Below are 17,866 nucleotides of genomic sequence, written 5' to 3' on the forward strand. Positions count from 1 at the left end.
GGTGCCGAATCCTGTCGCACCCGTGGTGGATCTGACCGAAGACGAGCGGTCTGAGTTGTTGTCGTGGTCGAGGCGATCCAACAGTGCCAATGCGTTGGCAATGCGGTCGCGGATCGTGCTGGCCGCTGCCGATGGGCTGAGCAATACCGCGATCGCTGACAAGCTCGATATCAACATTTCCAGTGCTCGTAAGTGGCGGACGCGGTTTGTGACCGACCGGCTTGACGGGTTGCTCGATGAGCCGCGTCCTGGCCGGCCACGGCTGGTGGGCGATGAGCAGATCGAAGCGTTGATCACTGCGACGTTGGAGACCACCCCAGCGGATGCCACGCACTGGTCGACCCGATCGATGGCCGAGCATCTCGGGCTGAGCCAGTCGATGGTCTCGCGGGTATGGCGAGCGTTCGGATTGGCTCCGCACAAACAGGATTCGTGGAAACTGTCCAAGGACCCGTTGTTCGTGGCCAAGGTCCGCGACGTCGTCGGGCTGTATCTAAATCCACCCGAGCGGGCCCTGGTGCTGTGCGTGGATGAAAAGACTCAGATCCAAGCCTTGAACCGGACCCAGCCAGTGTTCCCGATGCTGCCGGGCACCCCCGCGCGCGCCAGCCACGACTACGTTCGTCACGGCACCTCCAGCCTGTATGCCGCACTCGACCTCACCACCGGAAACGTCATCGGAGCCCTTCATTCGCGGCACCGGGCCACCGAGTTCTTGGCGTTTCTCCGCAAGATCGACGCCGAAGTACCCACCGATCTCGACGTGCACCTGGTCTTGGATAACGCCTCCACGCACAAGACCCCAGCGGTGAAGCGTTGGCTCACAGCACATCCGCGATTCGTCCTGCACTTCACCCCGACCAGCTCATCGTGGCTGAACCTGGTCGAACGGTGGTTCGCCGAACTGACCACCAAGAAACTGCGCCGCGGCACCCACACCTCGGTGCGCCAACTCAACACCGACATCCGTGCCTGGATCCAAACCTGGAACGACAACCCCCGCCCCTACGTCTGGACCAAAACCGCCGACCAAATCCTCGAATCCGTCGCCAACTACTGCCGACGAATTAATGACTCAGGACACTAGCGCGCGGCCGCGGCGTTCGCGGCCGCTTGTGCCCTGGCCAGGGTGGCCGCGACATCGCCACGGCCCAGGAACATTTCATCGAAGTATGGCCGCAGGGCGTCGTTGCCGGCCGCGAAGCCGGCGCCGCCCGGGGCCGCGATGCGCGGCCCGTTGAGCACGGCGAAGAACGGCGTCACGTCGACGCCGCGGGCGGACCAGTAGTCGAAGTAAACGCGTTGGGCCGACAGGACCGCCGGGATGGCCGCGCCTTCGCGACCGAGGAACTCGTTGCCCGCCCTGCTGCCCATCCAGGCCAGGACCTGACGGACCGCGTCGGGATGCTTCGCGGCCGCATTGCCCACCGCCGCAATGCCATTGGTGACGCTCACCCGGCCCACTGGGCCGGCCGGCATCATCGTCACGCCCCAGCGGAACCGGGCGTCGCGGGCTACCGGCGCCAGGTTGTAAGTGCCGGATTGGAAGAGCGCCATCCTGCCGGCCAGGAACTGGTTGCGGGAGAAGTCCCCGTTGTCGTTGGTGTCCGAGGCGGGCGGTGCGACGTGGTCGTCGTTGATCAGACCGACCAGGTAGCGGAAGGCCTGCACCGCACCGGGATTGTCGAAAGCGAACTGGTCGCCGCGCTGGAAAACCCCGCCCGCCGAACCGATGTAGTTCAGGTAGATGCCCTGCGGGTCGTTGGCGGCGTTGTAGCCCCACTGCCGAACCCGTCCGGCATCGAATCCGGCTGCGTTCCCGGCATGTCCGTCGGCGTCGACGGTGAGCCGGGCCAGTATGGGGCGCAGCGTGTCGCCGCTGTCGGCGCTCCAGCGCAAATCGTTCAGCTGTGCGGGGTCGACGCCGGCCGCGGCGAGCAGGTCAGCGTTGTAATACAGCGCGATCCCGGCGTCGGTCAGCTGCGGCACACCCCACAGCACGCCCCCGCGCGTGAACTGGTCGACGACCGCCGCGTCCCAGTCCGCGGCGGAGCCCGGTTCAAGGGTGGGACCGATGTTCATCAGCCGGCCACTGTCGGCATAGGGGGCCAAATAGGCGTTGGACAGCCAGAAGATGTCGTCGGCGCTGCCGCCGGCGACATCGGTGCGCAGCGTGTCGAAGTACGTCGAATAGGACACCACGCTGGTGTGCACGGCGATACCGGGGTGCGCGCGGTTGAACGCCTCGAAGGACTGCCGGTAGGCGGCGGCGATCTGGTCGGCCCAGACCCGCACCGTCACGACGATCTTGCCGCCGGGCGGCTGGCCGGAATAGTCGAGCAACACCGCGGTCGCGCCCAAGAGCACCGCCACCAGGACTAGCGCCGCGGCCATCAGCGTCGAAATGCGAGGCCGGCTCATGGACCGCACCGGAATCGCCGTGATGGTCGTTGATCACTTGGGATCACAGCCGTGACGGCAATCTCGGCGCGCGAATAGCTCATTTGAGCCCCGAGACGACGATCGAAGCGACGATGTGGCGCTGGAAGACCACGAACAGCGCGATCAACGGGACGATGGCGACCGTCGTCGCCGCCATCACCAACGTCCACTGGGCGTTGAACCGCGACTGCAAGTCGGCCGTCGCCACCGTGAGCACCCGCCACTTGTGCCCACTGGTGATCACCAACGGCCACATGAAGTTATTCCACTGCGAGACCACGGTGATCAGCGTCAAGGCCGCCAGCACCGGCCGGCTGGACGGGATGACCACGTGCACGATCACGTCCAGTGTGTTGGCACCGTCCAGGTGGGCGGCGTTGACCAAGTCGTTCGGGATGATTCGAAAGTGCTCGCGCAGCAGGAAGATCGCGTACGGTGAGCCAAACATGAAGGGCAGCACCAACGCCCAGAACGTGTTTCGCAGGCCGAGCTGGGCCATCATGAGATACAGCGGCACCACGGTGACCGTCCCCGGCACCATCAACGTCGCGGTGTACACCCAGAACAGCGCGTCGCGCCCGGGAAAGTTTAACCGCGCGAACGCGTATCCGGCCAGCACCGAGAAGGTCAGCTGGCCCAGCAGGATCACGGCGGTCATCAGCGCGGTCACGGCCGCCGCCCGGCCGAATCCGGCTCCCCCCAGGTCGGCGTAGTTAGCGAGGGTGAACGGCCGCGGGAGCTGCAGGGGCGTGCCCGTCGCAAACTGGTGCGCCGAGGTGAACGAGGTGAGCAGGCCAAGGGCGAACGGCGCCAACGTGATCAGCGCACCGATGATCAGCCCGGCGTAGATGGCGAGCCGACTAAGTGAGGTCATAGCTGATTCGCCGCCGGAAATACAGTTGCTGCACCATGGTGACGCCGATCAGGATGACGAACAACACCACCGCCATCACCGACGCGCGCCCGATGGCCGCGGAACCGAAAGCCTCGGCGTAGATGCGGTGGGCCACCAGATCCGTGCTGTTGCCGGGCCCGCCGCCGGTCAGCGCGTAGACCATGTCGAAAACCTGTGCGGTGCTGACGATTCCCGTCACCAGGACGAAGAACGTGGTCGGCCGCAGCATGGGCAGGGTGATGCGCCAGAACCGTTGCCACGCGGTGGCGCCGTCGGTGCGCGCGGCGGCGTGAATGTCGTCGGGGATCGCCAGTAGGCCCGCCAAAAACGATAGTGAGACGTATCCGACGTTCGTCCATACGACGACGGCCGAGACGAGCGGCAGCGCGAAGCTGGGATCCGACAGCCACTCGATGCTGTGGCCCAGCAGGGTGCTCACGGCGCCGTCGGTGGGAGCCAGAATCCAGCGCCACAGCACCGCGATCGCCAGCGGAGCGCAGATCCACGGCAGCACGTAGACGGTGCGGAACAGGCCGGTGCCGGGAAGCTGGCGGGCCAACATCGACGCGGCCAGCAGGCCCAGCACCGTCTGCGCCGGGACCACGATCGCCACGAACACGGCGGTGACGAGCAGCGAGTTGGCGAAGTTGCGGTCGGTCAGCACCGACCGCCAGTTGGCCAGGCCCACATAGTGCAGCGGCCCGAGCAGGTCCCACCGGTACAGGCTCAGCCAGACCACCACGAGGATGGGCAGCAGCAAGAACGCGAGGACACCGAACAGGCTGGGCGCCAGCAGGGCATAGCCCAGCGCCGTGGAGCGGGGCTGTGTCCTTCCGACGCCGCTGGCCATGGAGGTAATTAAAGCGGGCGGCGCCCGGGTTTGGGGTGAACGGCCGTTACGGTGGAAGCGTGACACCGAACCGGGGGATCGATGCCGACTTCCTCAACCTGCCGCGCCACGAGCTGGCCGAAGCCGCGCTGTCGTCGGCCACCGCGGCCGGCGCCAGCTACGCCGACCTGCGGGTTCACCGCATCGTGACCGAGATCATCCAACTGCGCGACGGCGAGCTGGAGACCGCGGTCGTCAACCGCGAGGTCGGGCTGGCCGTGCGGGTGATCGTCGACGGCACGTGGGGATTCGCCTCGCACGCGGAGCTGGCGCCGTCGGTCGCGGCCGAGACCGCGCGACACGCCGTGCAGGTGGCCACCACCCTGGCGACGCTGAACCGCGAGCGCGTCGAGCTGGCGCCCGAGCCGGTATACGCCGACGCCACCTGGGTCTCGAACTACCAAACCGACCCCTTCACCATCCCGGTGTCCGACAAGATCGACGTGCTGGAGGACTACTCGGGTCGCCTCCTGAGCGCCGATGGTGTCGACCACGTGTCGGCCATCCTCACGGCCGTCAAGGAACAGTCTTTCTACGCCGACACCTTCGGGTCGTCGATCACCCAGCAGCGGGTGCGGGTGCAGCCGTCGCTGGAGGCGGTGACCGTCGACGCGGCGGCGGGCAGCTTCGACTCGATGCGCACGCTGGCCCCGCCGACCGGGCGCGGCTGGGAAGTGCTGGCCGGCGACGAGGTGTGGAACTGGACCGACGAGCTGGCGCAATTGCCGTCGCTGCTCGCCGAAAAAGTCAAGGCGCCCAGCGTGACCGCGGGGCGCACGGACCTGGTGATCGACCCCACCAACTTGTGGCTGACGATTCACGAGTCCATCGGGCACGCAACCGAATACGACCGGGCCATCGGCTACGAGGCGGCCTACGCCGGGACATCGTTCGCCACGCCCGACAAACTGGGCACCATGCGGTACGGCTCACCGGTGATGAACGTGACCGCCGACCGCACCGTCGACCACGGCCTGGCCACCATCGGCTACGACGACGAAGGCGTCGCGGCGCAAAGCTGGGATCTGGTGCGCGAGGGCATCTTTGTCGGCTACCAGCTCGACCGGGTGTTCGCTCCCCGGCTCGGACAACCGCGGTCCAACGGATGCTCGTATGCCGACTCGCCGCATCACGTGCCGATCCAACGGATGGCCAACGTGTCGCTGCAGCCGGCCCCCGAGGACGTCAGCACCGCCGACCTGATCAGCCGTGTCGAGGACGGCATCTACATCATCGGCGACAAATCGTGGTCAATCGACATGCAGCGCTACAACTTTCAGTTCACCGGTCAGCGGTTCTTCCGCATCCGTGACGGCCGGCTGGACGGTCAGCTCCGAGACGTCGCCTATCAGGCCACCACCACCGATTTCTGGAACTCCATGGAAGCCGTCGGCGGCCCGTCGACCTGGCGGCTGGGCGGCGCATTCAACTGCGGGAAGGCCCAGCCGGGTCAGGTCGCCCCGGTCAGCCACGGCTGTCCGTCGGCGTTGTTCCGCGGTGTGAACGTGCTCAACACCCGGACCGAGGGTGGTCGATGATTCGCGCGCAGCATGTCGTCAATCTCGTTCTCGAGGAGGCCGCCAAGCTCGGCGGAGCGAGCGAGACCATGGTGCTCGTTACCGACAAGGTCGAGGCGACGTTGCGGTGGGCGGGTAACTCGATGACCACCAACGGGGTCGCGGTCAATCGCAGCATTACGGTGATCTCGATTGTCCGGCAAGGATCGGGCGCCCGCATCGGCACGATGGTGTCCGCCGAGGTTGATCCGCGGGTGATCCCCGAGCTGGTGGCGGCGTCCCAGGAAGCGGCCCGCTCGGCGCCCGAGGCAGGCGATGCCGCGCCGCTGCTGGCCGATACCGGGGTGCCGGCCGATTGGGATGCGCCGGTGCCCGGCACGGGGCCCCTGGTGTTCGCCGGAGTCGCCGACTCGTTGAGCCGCGGCTTCGAAGGCACGGACCGGCTGTATGGCTTTGCGCACCACAGCGTTTCGACGACGTTCCTCGCATCGTCGACGGGAGTGCGCCGACGCTATACCCAACCCGCCGGGGCGGTGGAGATCAACGGCAAACGCGGCGACGCGAGCGCGTGGGCGGGTATCGGCACGCCCGACTTTGTTGATGTGCCGATGGATTCGTTGCTCGGCGAGCTGTCGATGCGCCTCGGCTGGGCCGAGCGCAGCGTGGCGCTGCCCGCGGGTCGTTACGAGACGATCATGCCGCCGTCCACCGTGGCCGACATGATGCTTTACCTCGCGTGGTCGATGGCCGGCCGTGGTGCGCGCGAGGGCCGCACCGCGTTTTCGGCGCCGGGCGGGGGAACGCGGGTGGGGGAGCGGCTCACCGAATTGCCGCTGACGCTGTTCTCCGACCCGATGGCGCCGGGTCTGGCGTGCACACCGTTCGTCGCGGTGAGCAGCTCGTCGGAAACGATGTCGGTGTTCGACAACGGCATGGAGATCGGCCAGGTGGACTGGATCCGCAACGGGGTGATCAACACGCTGGCCTACCCGCGCGCGACGGCCGCCAAATTCGACGCCGACGTCGCGGTGGCCGCCGACAACCTGGTGATGACGGGCGGGTCAGCCGAGCTGGCCGACATGATCGCCGCCACCGAACGCGGCCTGCTGCTGACCACGCTGTGGTACATCCGCGAGGTCGACCCCACCACGCTGTTGCTCACCGGGCTCACCCGCGACGGTGTCTATCTGATCGAGGACGGCGAGGTAACCGGCGCGGTCAACAACTTCCGCTTCAACGAGAGTCCGCTGGATCTGCTGCGGCGGGCCACCGAGGCCGGGATCAGTGAGAAGACCCTGCCCCGGGAATGGGCGGACTGGGCTACCCGCACGGCCATGCCCTCGCTGCGGATACCGGACTTCCATATGTCGTCGGTGAGCCAGGCCCAATAGGCGATTGCCGCTGGGCCGGCGGCGTTCTAGCGTGTGACGAATGACAGCTCCGGCTTCGGTCCAAGCAGATCAGCTCGCGCGATTGGTGGCCCTGTTTCCGGGCTCCGCGCCGGAGGCTCGCGTCGCGGCCTTGATTCGGCGGGTATGTGCGCAAACGTTGTCGCTGCCGCCGTTGCCGGCGCCCCTCGAGGTTGGTGCACCCGAATCGCAGACCGAGGTCGCCGTCGCCGAATTCGCCGAGCAGTTCAGCGCCGATGTCTCCGCGATCACCGGCGCGCAGCGGTCCCGGCTGGTCAGGCAATTGGGTGACGGGGCCTTTGGCGTGGTGGTCTCGATGTATATCGCCGACTTCGTCCCGCGGGTGCGCGCCGGGCTGGAGGCACTCGGCGTCGGCTCGCAGTACGTGGGCTGGGTGAACGGCGTCGCCTGGGATCACTCGACCAACCCGGCGAATCTGGTGTTCAACGACTTCTTGCCCGCCGTGGCCCGGATGCGCGCGCTCGACCCGGTCACCTCCGAGCTGGTCCGGCTGCGCGGGGCGGCTCAGCACAACTGCCGGTTGTGTAAGTCGCTGCGTGAGGGCACGGCGCTCGACGCCGGCGGTTCGGAGACGCTCTACGACGAGATCGGTCGCTTCGAAGCCTCGCGGTTGCTCGACGACCGCGTCAAAGCAGCGCTGCGCTACACCGATGCGTTAATTTGGACCCCTGCGCACCTCGCCGCCGACGATGTCGCCGAGGTGCGCTCCCGGTTCTCGGAAGCCGAGGCCGTCGAGCTCACCTTTGACATCATGCGGAATGCAAGCAATAAAGTCGCCGTCGCTTTGGGTGCCGATGCGCCCCGCGTCGAGCAGGGGACCGAGCGTTATCTGCTCGATACCGACGGACAAACCGTATTCAGCTGACGGCCGCACACGGAGCGGGGTGCCCGCAGGCGGCCGGTCCGGGAGCTTAGTCGCTGGTCAAGGATCTTTTGGCGCTGGCACGCTGCCTCGCTTGCGTGGGCCGGTCCACGGCCTTGGCCCGGTGCGAAGTAGCGAATGTTAACCATCCGTACACGGTCACGCAAGCAAAAGTTCGTCGCTCAGGCCGCTGGTACTGGCTAAATTTATGACCCGACACCGAAACTCATATGTGAACTCATATGTGCTGGTGATCTCAGATGGCAGCGCCGCCTGAGTAGACGACTATCGACTGCGTGACTGAAAGCCGTGGCACGTTGTCTCGGCTAGCAGTTACCACACACGAAGGCTTGGCTTGCGTCGGGGAGCGACATCGCTTCCGCGCAGAGGGAGGACCGGAATGACAATCACCCGTTCGCGGTCGCACATGCGAGCGTCATCGGTCTGGGCTGCCGGCGTCACGCTGGGGGCCTCGATGCTCGGGGGCGCCGTGCTGTCCGCACCGCAAGCTTCGGCGTCGTGCAATCTGAGTCCGAAAGACGACCAATACATCCAGCTCCTCGCTCAGAACAAGATGGTGCATAACGCCGACTTCAGCGATTGCACCGAGGCCGCCGAGGGACGGTGGTTCGCCGACCAAGTGCGCAACCACCCCAACCCCTTCGGGGAAGCCCAAGAGTTGGTCAACATGATCACCAACACGACCTCGATGAGCCAAGCGCAGGCCGAGTGGGAGGTCGAGTCGGCGATCTATGTTTATGCGCCGGACGTGATCCCCAAGATCAAGGACCAGGCCGCGACCGCCGACTGGCCCAAAGAGTAGCGACCCGGCGTTACCAGCTAACTCGAACCAGGTCACCGGTACTCTCTGTACCGGTGATCGGCCCGGCGCGTGTGATTGCCTAGCGGCGGTGGCCGGTCATTGCTTGAAACTCCCCTGTTGAGTCGAAACTTTTGCCTCGCCCAGATTTTGGCAAACCGCTGTTCACCCATTGTTCGATGAGCGCGTCGTTTGCCGTGTTTGGCGACGGTGGTACCCGACTCGTAGCGCGAAAGTACAGCTAGCAAATTCCACGATAGGGGGTCTGGAGAAGTGAATATGACACGATCGCGCGGACAACTGCTGGCGGTGGGGGTCGCCGGCGTTGCGCTGGGGGCAGCGATGTTCGGGGGTTCCGTGCTGGGAGCGCCGCACGCGTCGGCGTCGTGCAGTATGTCCCCGGCCGACGACGAGTACATCAAGCTGCTGGCGCAGAACAAGATGGTCCACAATGCCGACTTCAACGATTGCAGTGAGGCGGCCGAAGGCCGGTGGTTCGCCAGCCAGGTACGGGCCAACCCCAATCCGTTCGGGGAGGCCCAGGAGCTGGTGAACATGATCACCCGCACGACGCCGATGAGCCAAGCCCAGGCCGAGTGGGAGGTCGAGTCGGCCGTCTACGTCTACGCGCCGGACTTGATCCCGAGGCTCAAGGATCAGGCCGCGCGGCAAGCGCCCGGCCAGCCGGCGCCTGCGTGAGGTCCTGGAAGCCCGCCGCCCCTCAAGGCGCGCGGGCTTCCCGCATGCCCGGCCGACGGCGACCCGGCTTTGGGCTACGGTTTCCTACGGAACATCGCTAGGGGCGGTAGCTCAGTTGGTTAGAGCCGCGGACTCATAATCCGTTGGTCGCGGGTTCGAGCCCCGCCCGCCCTACTTCAGAGGTGTGTGACTTCGGCTGATGCTGGACATTTCACCTTCGGGTGATGCCTGACAGTGTTTCGGTTGATGCTTGACAGTTGCTTCGGCTGATCCTTGACACTCCCTGGATGAGGGAGTTGAGCGTGGCCGAGCAGCGGTATCAGGCCGTGTTGGCAGTGATCAGTGAGGGTCTGTCGATTTCGCAGGTCGCCGAGAAAGTTGGGGTGTCGCGTCAGACGCTGCACTCCTGGTTAGCCCGTTACGAGGCAGCGGGTCTTGAAGGGCTGGTAGATCGGTCGCATCGGCCGGTGTCGTGTCCGCATCAAATGTCGGCTGTGGTGGAGGCGGCGCTGTTGGAGTTGCGTCGGTCGCGGCCATATTGGGGGCCGCGGCGGCTGGTGTTTGAGCTGGCCAAGCGCCGCATAGGGCCGCTGCCCTCCGAATCGGGGGCTTATCGGGCGTTGTTGCGCGCGGGCATGATCGACCCGGCGGTGCGGGATCGGCGCTTGAGGAAGTGGAAACGTTGGGAACGCGGCGCCCCGATGGAGTTGTGGCAAATGGACATCGTGGGCGGATTTCCGTTGGCCGATGGCACCAGCGCCAAAGCGTTGACCGGAATCGATGATCATTGCCGGATGTGTGTCTGCGCGCGGCTGATGGCCCGCGAGCGCACCCGCGCGGTGTGTGATGGCTTGCGCGCGGCGCTGGCCACTCATGGGGCACCTGAGCAGATCTTGACCGATAACGGCAAGGTGTTCACTGGCCGGTTCAACCACCCGGTGGTGGAGGTGCTCTTTGATCGGATCTGCCGCGAACACGGGATCGAGCACCTGTTGACCCAGCCGCGCAGCCCGACCACCACCGGCAAGATTGAGCGTTTTCACCGCAGTATGCGCGCCGAGTTCCTCAGCAACAGGCCACCTTTCGCCAACCTGAAGGTGGCACAGCAGGCCCTAGATGAGTGGGTGGACTATTACAACACCGCCCGGCCGCATCAATCGCTGGACATGGCGACCCCCGCTCAGCGGTTCACCCCGGCCACCATCGCACCGACCCTGGCGACGCCCGAGCAGGCCGGCATGGATCGCACCGGCGATGACTGGGTCAGCCGGCGAGTGTGTTCCAACGGCATCGTGTGCGTGTCCTGGCAGCAAGTCAGCATCGGGCGACACCATGCCGGTGCCCGCTGCGACGTCTACGTCGACGGCGAGCTGCTGCGGTTCTGGATCGGCGACCAACTCGTCAAAACTGCCGCCCGGACCAGCCGCGGCGAGGTACGAAACAAACGGGCCCTACGCACCAGCACCGGGACCTAAACAACAAACACGAGTGTCAAGGATCAACCGACACAGAAACGTCAAGAATCAACCGACGCTGAACAGCCCTACTTCAGAGGCTATTTTTCTGGTCCGTGGGTCGCGACCCATCCTTTATTCATCGTTTATAGCGCGGTCCAGTAGCTCAGCAAGCTCAGGGTGGACGCGTCCCCTAGCCATATTGGTCTGCGTCATCGACACCTTGCTATGACCGAGCTGGTCAGCTCCCCCACGGGCAGACAGGCTCCGCGTCATCTATGAGCGTGGTGACCGTCTTCCGGAAGCTGTGCGTGGTTATGTCCGGTACGCCTAGATCCGCGCGTACCGTGCGCCACTGCTGCCGAAGTTGTTAGGGTCCCGCCAGGTGCCCGCCTGTCGACGGGAAGATCATGGGTAGCTCGCCGACGAATGGACGCCTGGCGGCGTGCGGTCCCCATCTGTGGTGATCGGAGTCGGCTCAGCCTTCACGGTCGAACTCGACGCCTTCCCAGTCGGGGAGTCTGCCAAGGAAGTCCATAGGGTCGAACGGTAGTTTGGTGAGGTCGACACGCGGCTGCCCAGCGTTCGTGGTTTCCGCGCGGGCGTCGGTGATGCCGGTTAAAGGCCAGTGCCGTTCTTCCGGGGTGTTCGGGTATCGCTCCATCCACAGTTCGTGGCGGGCCTTCATCATGTTGAACATGCCCTTAGCGGGAAACATCGGCACCATGATGCCCTTTTCTTCACGGGTGTCGTTGTAGAGGTCATAGAACATTGCGCCGGATAAGCCCGGATTGTCCCCGACCCACACCCGTTTGTAGCGGCCCTTGACGGTCGCCGCCAGGATCGGTCCGGTGTAGATGTAGACGTAGTCGCGGCGGCTGTGAGTGTCACCGTTGAGCAGCAGCGCGGTCTGGTCTACACCGTCGATGACGCGGTCGGTGGGAATGTTGTCGGTCGCGCCGCCGAGGCGGGCGAATGTGGTGAACAGGTCGGTGGCGTGGATGATGTCGCCGACCGCCTGCCCCGGATTGATCGTGCCGGGCCACCAGGCCAGCGCGGGCACCCGCACCGCGCCTTCGAGGTAGTCGCCTTTGCCGCCACGGTAGAGCGTCGCGTTGAATCCCGTACCGGCATTGGTTTCGTGGGTCATCGGGCCGTTGTCGGCCATGATGAGCACCAGGGTGTTCTCCGCGATCTCCAGCCGGGTCAACTCGGCCATCAGCTCGCCGATGAAACGGTCTATGCGCGCGAGCGCCTCAGGCAGCAGCGCGCCGTTACTGGTGACCCGATTCGGGAACCCGAGGAAAGACGTGCCGACAGGCCAGTACGCGCAGTAGAACGGCTTCTTCGCGGCAGCATTGTTTCGGATGAACGCCATCGTGCGTTTCTGGCATTCGCCTTCGATCTTCATGTAGTCGTTGTGATCGGGCGCAGCCCCGAACTCGGTGACCGGGCCACCCTTGATGCCCTCGAGCGCGAAGACAAATCCCTTTGGGCGCCAGCCGGTGTCGATGTCGTAAGGGTCGGGCGGAAACATCTCGGGATGCAGCACTCCCGGTGTCAGTCCCATCATCTGCGCCATCGGGTTGTACAGGCTCGTCAGTTGGTTGTAGGGCATCCACAGCGCCTCATCGAAGCCCCTCTCGGTAAGGTAGCCGGACTCGATGTCGCCCAGATGAGCCTTGCCGTAGAATGCGGTCGCATAACCGGCGTCGGACAGCACCTGACCCATGGTGGATTCCGCCGAAGGCAAGCCGCCGTACTCGAACGGAACACCTGCCGTGTGCATTCCGTTGCGTACCGGGTGCCGCCCGGTCAGGCACGCCGCGCGGGTCGGTGTGCACGATGGCTCGCTGTACATACGCATGAAATTGATGCCCTCGGCAGCCATCCGGTTCATGTTCGGCGTCTCGTACCCACGCACCTTCTGCAGCGCCGGAATGCCTACATCGCCCACCGGGGTGTCGTCCCACATCACGTGGATGATGTTGGGCGGCGTACGGAACTTCTCTTTCAGCGCGGCCAGCCTCGTGTCGAGGTCGTTGTCCTCGGCCGCCCACCGCTCGCCGTGCTGGGCATCGAGGATGTAGTACTCGGCATCGTGGATGATTGGTCCTGAGCTTCCGTTCGCCGATTCGGCCGGTGTCATTGGGTTGTCCTTCCCGTGTTTGGATGGTCTGCCGCAGAGCACCTTGGTGGTGACCGGCAACCACAGCAAGCGCCTAATCGTTCACCAAAGTTCCTCCCCCCGAAGCCAAATCGTCGGTGCGCTTAGCCTCATGCTTGACGTCGCGGCCTTTGCTCGATAGGGGCCAAGGTCACCGCATCGGGGAACTTCGTTCACACAGACAAGCGACACGGGACGAATCAGGCGGCGAGGCGGCGGCCCAGCAGGCGAACGCCGTTGGCACGCGTCATTCCTTCTGCTACCAAACCGGGCCAGGGCACTACACGTTGGACTTCGCAGGTTGAGCGCCCAGCCGGTCGATCCGACCTATAGCAGTTGAGGTCCGGGGCGCGTTGCGTGTGCCGTGGCGGGTAGGAAGCGAAGGAGGCAGGACGATGACGGTTCACCACACCGTCGCCCTGCTCCTGGCCTGAGTGTATGAGATCGATGCTACGTTGTGTCCCGTTGTGCCAGTTGTGCCAAAGCGCCTAAACGAGCGCAGAGAAAATGAAGGCCCACGTCTGACCGGGAATAGTGCTGGTGCCTACAAGAGCGCCGGCGAACGCCTGACCTGGAGGTACTTTCTCCATCACTAGATGCAGAGTTCGCTGTTGCTCCCAATGGAGCAGTCCGTAGATGGTAATGCTGTCGATGCGGTACGGCTGTCCGTCGCCTCGAACATAGACCTTGTCCGGACTGGCGTCCAAGGTGTGCGCGTACGGCCATTGGGGTTCGTCAGGGATCTCGGCACCCGCGAACCTGGCGTTCAAGAGCGGCTCGAGGGGTTGACCGTAATTGACTGCGGCAGCGTCATACCAACATCAGCTATCCCCCCGGCGAAGGACTATTTCCACCGCCGGCCGTGTTGCCTCAACAGAATGCCTAGGGCTGTGACATTGCCTTGAGGAACTGACGTCGCCACGACGCCTCCCTCGCAAGCATTCACGCGCACGAAGGAGTCGAACCTGTGAGCTCGCCGTCTCTGCACTTCAACGCTTTCATTTGGCCGAACGGCTATCACGAGGCCGCGTGGCGCGTCGTCGACGGTGACGTGCGCAATGTCTTGGGCCTGTCCTATTACACGGATATCGCGCGCATCGCCGAACGCGGGTTGATGGACTCGATCTTCTTGGCCGACAACATCGCCATCGCCGAATATCGCGCCACGTACCTGCCTCAGACGCAGTTCGACCCGATCGCCGTGCTCTCGGCGCAGGCGGCAGTCACCGATCACATCGGGCTGATCGGGACCGGGTCGACGACCTACAGCAAGCCGTGGGAGCTGGCTCGCCGCTTCGCGACGCTCGATCACCTCAGCGGCGGTCGCGCCGGCTGGAACATCGTCACCACCGTCACGCCGCTGGCCGCGGCCGCGTTCGGCGAGCCGTTTCACCCGGAGCACGCCGACCGCTACGCGCAGGCCCACGAATTCGTCGACGCCGTCACCCAGGTCTGGGACAGCTGGGAGGACGACGCGGTCATCGGTGACCGGGAACGCGGCGTCTGGGCGGACCGCGCCAAATTGCATGCGCCGCGCTTCCACGGCAAGTACTACGACGTCGAGGGTGTCCAACCTTTTCCGCGCAGCCCGCAGGGGCATCCGGTACTCGTTCAAGCGGGACAATCGGCCGCGGGCGTCGGGCTGGCCGCGCGATACGCCGAGGTGGTCTTCTCCGGGCCACCCTCGCTTGAGGCGGCGGTCGCTTTCCGCGCCAGCCTGCACGAACAGGCCGCGGCGCTAGGCCGGAAGCCCGATCAGGTGCTGGTGCTGCCGGCGCTGATGATCACACTCGGCGGCACCGAAGCCGAGGCTCGAGCACGCGCGCAGCGCCTCGAAGACTTGGAGAACCCCGAGTTTCGTTGGCAGAACACGCTTTACACGGCGGGGCTTGACCCGGACGGTTTCGATCCCGATGCTCCGCTGCCCGCCGAACTCTGGACCGAGCGGTCGGCGCCGTCGAGCCGCGCCGAGCAGCTCTTTGCGGCCTCGCGCGCGCGGCCTGAAGCTTCCTTGAGGGAGATCGCCAAGCAGGTGACGGGCGGGCTGGCAGGACAGACGCATTTCATCGGCACGCCGGAGCAGCTGGCCGACCATGTGACCGCCTGGCAGGACGCAGGCGCAGTCGACGGGTTCACCATCATGGGATCGACGTTGCCGGACGAGCTTACGACGTTCGTCGATCATGTCGTTCCCGTCCTGCAGCGCCGCGCCCGATTCCGCACCGAGTACGCCGGGCCCACACTGCGCGATCAGCTTGGGCTCGAACGGCCGGCCAAATAGCGTCTTCCCTTAGACCTCGTCGCGATCGACGACGAAGCGGACCTGGCAGGCTTTGTGGATATTGCCGGGGCGGAAGCCCACGACGTCGGTATCTACGACCCGGAAGCCGAGGCTCCCGAACAGTGCATGCCACTCGCTAACCGGTTTGAATTGGCAGCCGAAATTCATATCGACAAGACCCTGAGCGACGGCATTACCAAAGAAATCAATGAGCACAAGCGCGTGAAATTGATCGCTTTCGACCAATTTATTGAATTCGGTAAGTTCAATCTGTCCCGCCGCAGCACCCAGGGGCGCTCCGGCCACGGCGTACGTGTCTTCCTCGATGATCAACCGCCGGGCAACGCGCCGCAAATTGATCAAGAGCGGAATCAGATCTGGCTCATCGACGTGATGAAGCACGGTTTTGACGATCGCACTGTCGAACGTGTCGTCCGCATACGGGACGTCGACAGGGGAGGCCATCTGCCGGAAGGGTAGATGACCAGCTTCCGGGCCGCGGTAGTCCATGACATCGGTGGTGTAGCAGTCGTAACCGGCGCGCGCGATCAGCGCAGCTAAATGACCGCGACCGCTGCCGAAGTCGAGGACTTTGCTACCGTTAATGGCGTCGGCGAGATTGTTGAAGTCCTGTACCGGCTTCCGCTGCGCCTTATATGCCGAGTAGCCCTCGCTGAACCATGACCCGTCACCCTCGGAAGTGAAGAATCGTGCGTGCACCTCTTCAGCTGCTTGATAGAGCTCGCGCCCATTATCAGCTGCTAGCAAATACTTGCACACGTCCTCTAAGACGGCACGTACATTGCTGGAGTGACGAGGAAAGTGGGATTTGTAACTTCTTTCCAACACTGACAAAGTGAAGTTCAGGGCTGCGGTTTCGTGCTGCAAAATCTTATGGATGAACTCGTATTGCGCTCGTTTGGTGGTTGACACCAACAATCCTTTCGTCGCGCACACTCCGTACGCCTGGCGCGGCGTCGTTGGGTAGCGACAGGCGGAGGCAAAGCATTTGATTAAACAGATGATATCAGCACGATGCAAATTGACGACATGTGCTAAAACTAGTTAAACTTTTCCGGTTCTCCTTTACAACGCCGCCGGACCCGCGTATTAGCAAAGATCCGATACGCGATGGCGCCACGCCCCTTCTCTTCGACGCTGATTGGCGGAGACTGCTGACGTGCAGTTCTGACTGCAGAGGGGTGCAAGTGGCCCGCTCACTGTGGACGCACCATCGCCGGGCATCCTCATCTCGGGCAAACCTGAAATCGGCTATGCGCCTGGCGAACTCCTGCTCGTCGGTTGCGTGTCTGCGGGGCAGATGTGGGCAGCGACACACCTCCCGGTGCTTGAACCGCGATCCCGTTAGGGTGGCTGCCTATGGTGGTGCTGCGCGGCAAGCGAATCTTGTTCGACATCGACGGCACCTTGATTGACTCAACGGCCACGGTCGAACAGTCTTGGCGTACTTGGGCCAACGAATATGGCGTCGACTACGAAGCGGTACGAGAGGTCTGCCACGGCAGGCGGACCGAGGACACTGTCGCGCAATTCGTCGCACCGCACGACCTGGTCGCAGCGACAGCTCGTCAGCTCGCTCTGCAAGAGTTGGCTGATCTCGACGGTGTCTTGGAGCTACCCGGAGCGCGCCGGCTGCTGGATGCCCTGCCGCATAATTATTGGGCCGCGGTGACTTCCGGGCCACGCTCGCTGATGGCTGCTCGTCTGGCGGCGGCGCGGCTCCCCGCTCCGACATTGCTGATCGCCGCGGAAGATGTATCAAACGGCAAGCCAAACCCCGAGAGCTACCTCAAAGCCGCCGCCGCGTTGGGCGTCGAGGCGCGGGAGTGCCTGGTTGTCGAGGATGCGCCCGCGGGCGTCGGTGCCGGCCGAGCCGCAGGGGCGCAAGTGCTCGCCGTCACGACCACTCACCGCGCCGCCGAACTGGCGGACGCCGACGTCGTCGTAACCGATCTGTCCTGCGTAAGTGTCAAAGTTACCGACGGAGGTGTCGAGTTACTGACCGCCGAAAGCGGTTGACGACAATGCCGCCTTGCGCGACCACGGTTTGCGCGGCTTAATCCCGGCCCGCGTAATAGGGCGATGTCGCGCAGATCGGAGTCCAGCTCGACGGCTTCGGGTGCTTCGAAGTCCGCGCCTGCGAGCTGATGCAAGGCCAGCGCCAAATGGCGCGAGCATGGGTTCGATTTGGACATCACCGACCTCGGCTTCGAGGCCGAGTGCAGCGAAGTCGCGGCCCACCTAGGGAACCTGGGATGGCAGCCGGTCGGTACCGCGATGCGTCAACTTCTGGCCATCGGCGGGCTTGCGGCGATCGAGCAGGATGACGGTTCAGTGTCGGTGGCGAACACGGTCTACTACAGCTCCGTGTGGGGCGACTAAGGGTTGT

At 64.6% G+C, this 17,866-nt stretch carries 15 protein-coding genes, 1 tRNA gene and 1 pseudogene; 11 read left to right on the top strand and 6 right to left on the bottom strand.

Annotated elements, in window-relative coordinates; translation table 11 throughout:
• Position 1 precedes the first annotated feature (1 nt).
• Positions 2-1,087, top strand: a complete 1,086-nt coding sequence (locus ACEL92_RS10200) for an IS630 family transposase (protein WP_374025447.1) — start codon at positions 2-4, stop codon at positions 1,085-1,087.
• On the opposite strand, the gene ACEL92_RS10205 is transcribed toward ACEL92_RS10200, so the two are convergent.
• The 3 genes from ACEL92_RS10205 to ACEL92_RS10215 form a co-directional block, all read right to left on the bottom strand.
• Positions 1,084-2,421 (bottom strand): sugar ABC transporter substrate-binding protein, encoded by a 1,338-nt coding sequence (locus ACEL92_RS10205; protein ID WP_374025448.1) that lies wholly within the window; start codon positions 2,419-2,421, stop codon positions 1,084-1,086. The two genes, ACEL92_RS10200 and ACEL92_RS10205, sit on opposite strands and share 4 nt — an antisense overlap.
• 79 nt (positions 2,422-2,500) lie before the next feature.
• Positions 2,501-3,316 (bottom strand): carbohydrate ABC transporter permease, encoded by an 816-nt coding sequence (locus ACEL92_RS10210; RefSeq protein ID WP_374025449.1) that lies wholly within the window; start codon positions 3,314-3,316, stop codon positions 2,501-2,503.
• The gene (locus ACEL92_RS10215; protein ID WP_374025450.1) at positions 3,303-4,187 is read right to left on the bottom strand and encodes a carbohydrate ABC transporter permease; all 885 of its coding nucleotides are present in this window, start codon (positions 4,185-4,187) and stop codon (positions 3,303-3,305) included. Before ACEL92_RS10215 ends, ACEL92_RS10210 begins: the two co-directional genes overlap by 14 nt.
• 59 nt (positions 4,188-4,246) lie before the next feature.
• Between ACEL92_RS10215 and ACEL92_RS10220 the strand changes: the two genes are divergently transcribed.
• The 7 genes from ACEL92_RS10220 to ACEL92_RS10250 all read left to right on the top strand — a co-directional run bounded on the left by ACEL92_RS10220 (position 4,247) and on the right by ACEL92_RS10250 (position 11,029).
• A complete protein-coding gene (locus ACEL92_RS10220; RefSeq protein WP_374025451.1) occupies positions 4,247-5,764 on the top strand; it encodes a TldD/PmbA family protein in 1,518 nt (505 codons plus the stop codon).
• Positions 5,761-7,134, top strand: a complete 1,374-nt coding sequence (locus ACEL92_RS10225; RefSeq protein ID WP_374025452.1) for a metallopeptidase TldD-related protein — start codon at positions 5,761-5,763, stop codon at positions 7,132-7,134. The genes ACEL92_RS10220 and ACEL92_RS10225 overlap by 4 nt, the downstream gene beginning before the upstream one ends.
• Positions 7,135-7,174: 40 nt before the next feature.
• Entirely contained in the window at positions 7,175-8,038 is an 864-nt protein-coding gene (locus tag ACEL92_RS10230; RefSeq protein WP_374025453.1) for a carboxymuconolactone decarboxylase family protein, read from the top strand.
• A 397-nt stretch (positions 8,039-8,435) separates the two neighbouring features.
• Positions 8,436-8,858: a hypothetical protein gene (locus ACEL92_RS10235; RefSeq protein WP_374025454.1), complete on the top strand. Its 423-nt coding sequence runs from the start codon at positions 8,436-8,438 to the stop codon at positions 8,856-8,858.
• Between the two features lie 276 nt (positions 8,859-9,134).
• Positions 9,135-9,554, top strand: a complete 420-nt coding sequence (locus tag ACEL92_RS10240; RefSeq protein WP_374025455.1) for a hypothetical protein — start codon at positions 9,135-9,137, stop codon at positions 9,552-9,554.
• 100 nt (positions 9,555-9,654) lie between these two features.
• Positions 9,655-9,728: transfer RNA gene (locus ACEL92_RS10245), tRNA-Ile, on the top strand.
• A gap of 113 nt (positions 9,729-9,841) precedes the next feature.
• Positions 9,842-11,029, top strand: a complete 1,188-nt coding sequence (locus ACEL92_RS10250) for an IS481 family transposase (RefSeq protein WP_374025456.1) — start codon at positions 9,842-9,844, stop codon at positions 11,027-11,029.
• Positions 11,030-11,143: 114 nt separating this feature from the next.
• On the opposite strand, the pseudogene ACEL92_RS10255 reads toward ACEL92_RS10250, so the two are convergent.
• Both ACEL92_RS10255 and ACEL92_RS10260 read right to left on the bottom strand, forming a co-directional pair.
• Positions 11,144-11,435 (bottom strand): annotated as a pseudogene (locus tag ACEL92_RS10255) (site-specific integrase); the annotation flags it as partial.
• 51 nt (positions 11,436-11,486) lie between these two features.
• Positions 11,487-13,157 (bottom strand): sulfatase-like hydrolase/transferase, encoded by a 1,671-nt coding sequence (locus tag ACEL92_RS10260; protein ID WP_374025457.1) that lies wholly within the window; start codon positions 13,155-13,157, stop codon positions 11,487-11,489.
• 985 nt (positions 13,158-14,142) lie between these two features.
• Here ACEL92_RS10260 and ACEL92_RS10265 point away from each other — a divergent pair.
• Complete coding sequence (locus ACEL92_RS10265) at positions 14,143-15,456, top strand: NtaA/DmoA family FMN-dependent monooxygenase (RefSeq protein ID WP_374025458.1); 1,314 nt, start codon at positions 14,143-14,145, stop codon at positions 15,454-15,456.
• Positions 15,457-15,465: 9 nt separating this feature from the next.
• Here the strand turns inward: ACEL92_RS10265 and ACEL92_RS10270 are convergent, their stop codons facing one another.
• Positions 15,466-16,389, bottom strand: coding sequence for a class I SAM-dependent methyltransferase (locus tag ACEL92_RS10270; protein ID WP_374025459.1), 924 nt, complete (start codon positions 16,387-16,389; stop codon positions 15,466-15,468).
• Between the two features lie 447 nt (positions 16,390-16,836).
• Here ACEL92_RS10270 and ACEL92_RS10275 point away from each other — a divergent pair, with 447 nt between their 5' ends.
• Complete coding sequence (locus tag ACEL92_RS10275; RefSeq protein ID WP_374025460.1) at positions 16,837-17,496, top strand: HAD-IA family hydrolase; 660 nt, start codon at positions 16,837-16,839, stop codon at positions 17,494-17,496.
• A gap of 168 nt (positions 17,497-17,664) precedes the next feature.
• Entirely contained in the window at positions 17,665-17,859 is a 195-nt protein-coding gene (locus ACEL92_RS10280) for a hypothetical protein (RefSeq protein WP_374025461.1), read from the top strand.
• Positions 17,860-17,866 lie beyond the last annotated feature (7 nt).

Source organism: Mycobacterium hainanense (assembly GCF_041890355.1).
Taxonomy (GTDB): Bacteria; Actinomycetota; Actinomycetes; order Mycobacteriales; family Mycobacteriaceae; genus Mycobacterium; species Mycobacterium hainanense.

Bases quoted from the DNA above. Each gene is read 5' to 3' on its own strand.
- ACEL92_RS10205 (WP_374025448.1), bottom strand. From the start codon at position 2,421: ATGAGCCGGCCTCGCATTTCGACGCTGATGGCCGCGGCGCTAGTCCTG.
- ACEL92_RS10210 (WP_374025449.1), bottom strand. From the start codon at position 3,316: ATGACCTCACTTAGTCGGCTCGCCATCTACGCCGGGCTGATCATCGGT.
- ACEL92_RS10215 (WP_374025450.1), bottom strand. From the start codon at position 4,187: ATGGCCAGCGGCGTCGGAAGGACACAGCCCCGCTCCACGGCGCTGGGC.
- ACEL92_RS10225 (WP_374025452.1), top strand. From the start codon at position 5,761: ATGATTCGCGCGCAGCATGTCGTCAATCTCGTTCTCGAGGAGGCCGCC.
- ACEL92_RS10230 (WP_374025453.1), top strand. From the start codon at position 7,175: ATGACAGCTCCGGCTTCGGTCCAAGCAGATCAGCTCGCGCGATTGGTG.
- ACEL92_RS10235 (WP_374025454.1), top strand. From the start codon at position 8,436: ATGACAATCACCCGTTCGCGGTCGCACATGCGAGCGTCATCGGTCTGG.
- ACEL92_RS10240 (WP_374025455.1), top strand. From the start codon at position 9,135: ATGACACGATCGCGCGGACAACTGCTGGCGGTGGGGGTCGCCGGCGTT.
- ACEL92_RS10250 (WP_374025456.1), top strand. From the start codon at position 9,842: ATGAGGGAGTTGAGCGTGGCCGAGCAGCGGTATCAGGCCGTGTTGGCA.
- ACEL92_RS10260 (WP_374025457.1), bottom strand. From the start codon at position 13,157: ATGACACCGGCCGAATCGGCGAACGGAAGCTCAGGACCAATCATCCAC.
- ACEL92_RS10275 (WP_374025460.1), top strand. From the start codon at position 16,837: ATGGTGGTGCTGCGCGGCAAGCGAATCTTGTTCGACATCGACGGCACC.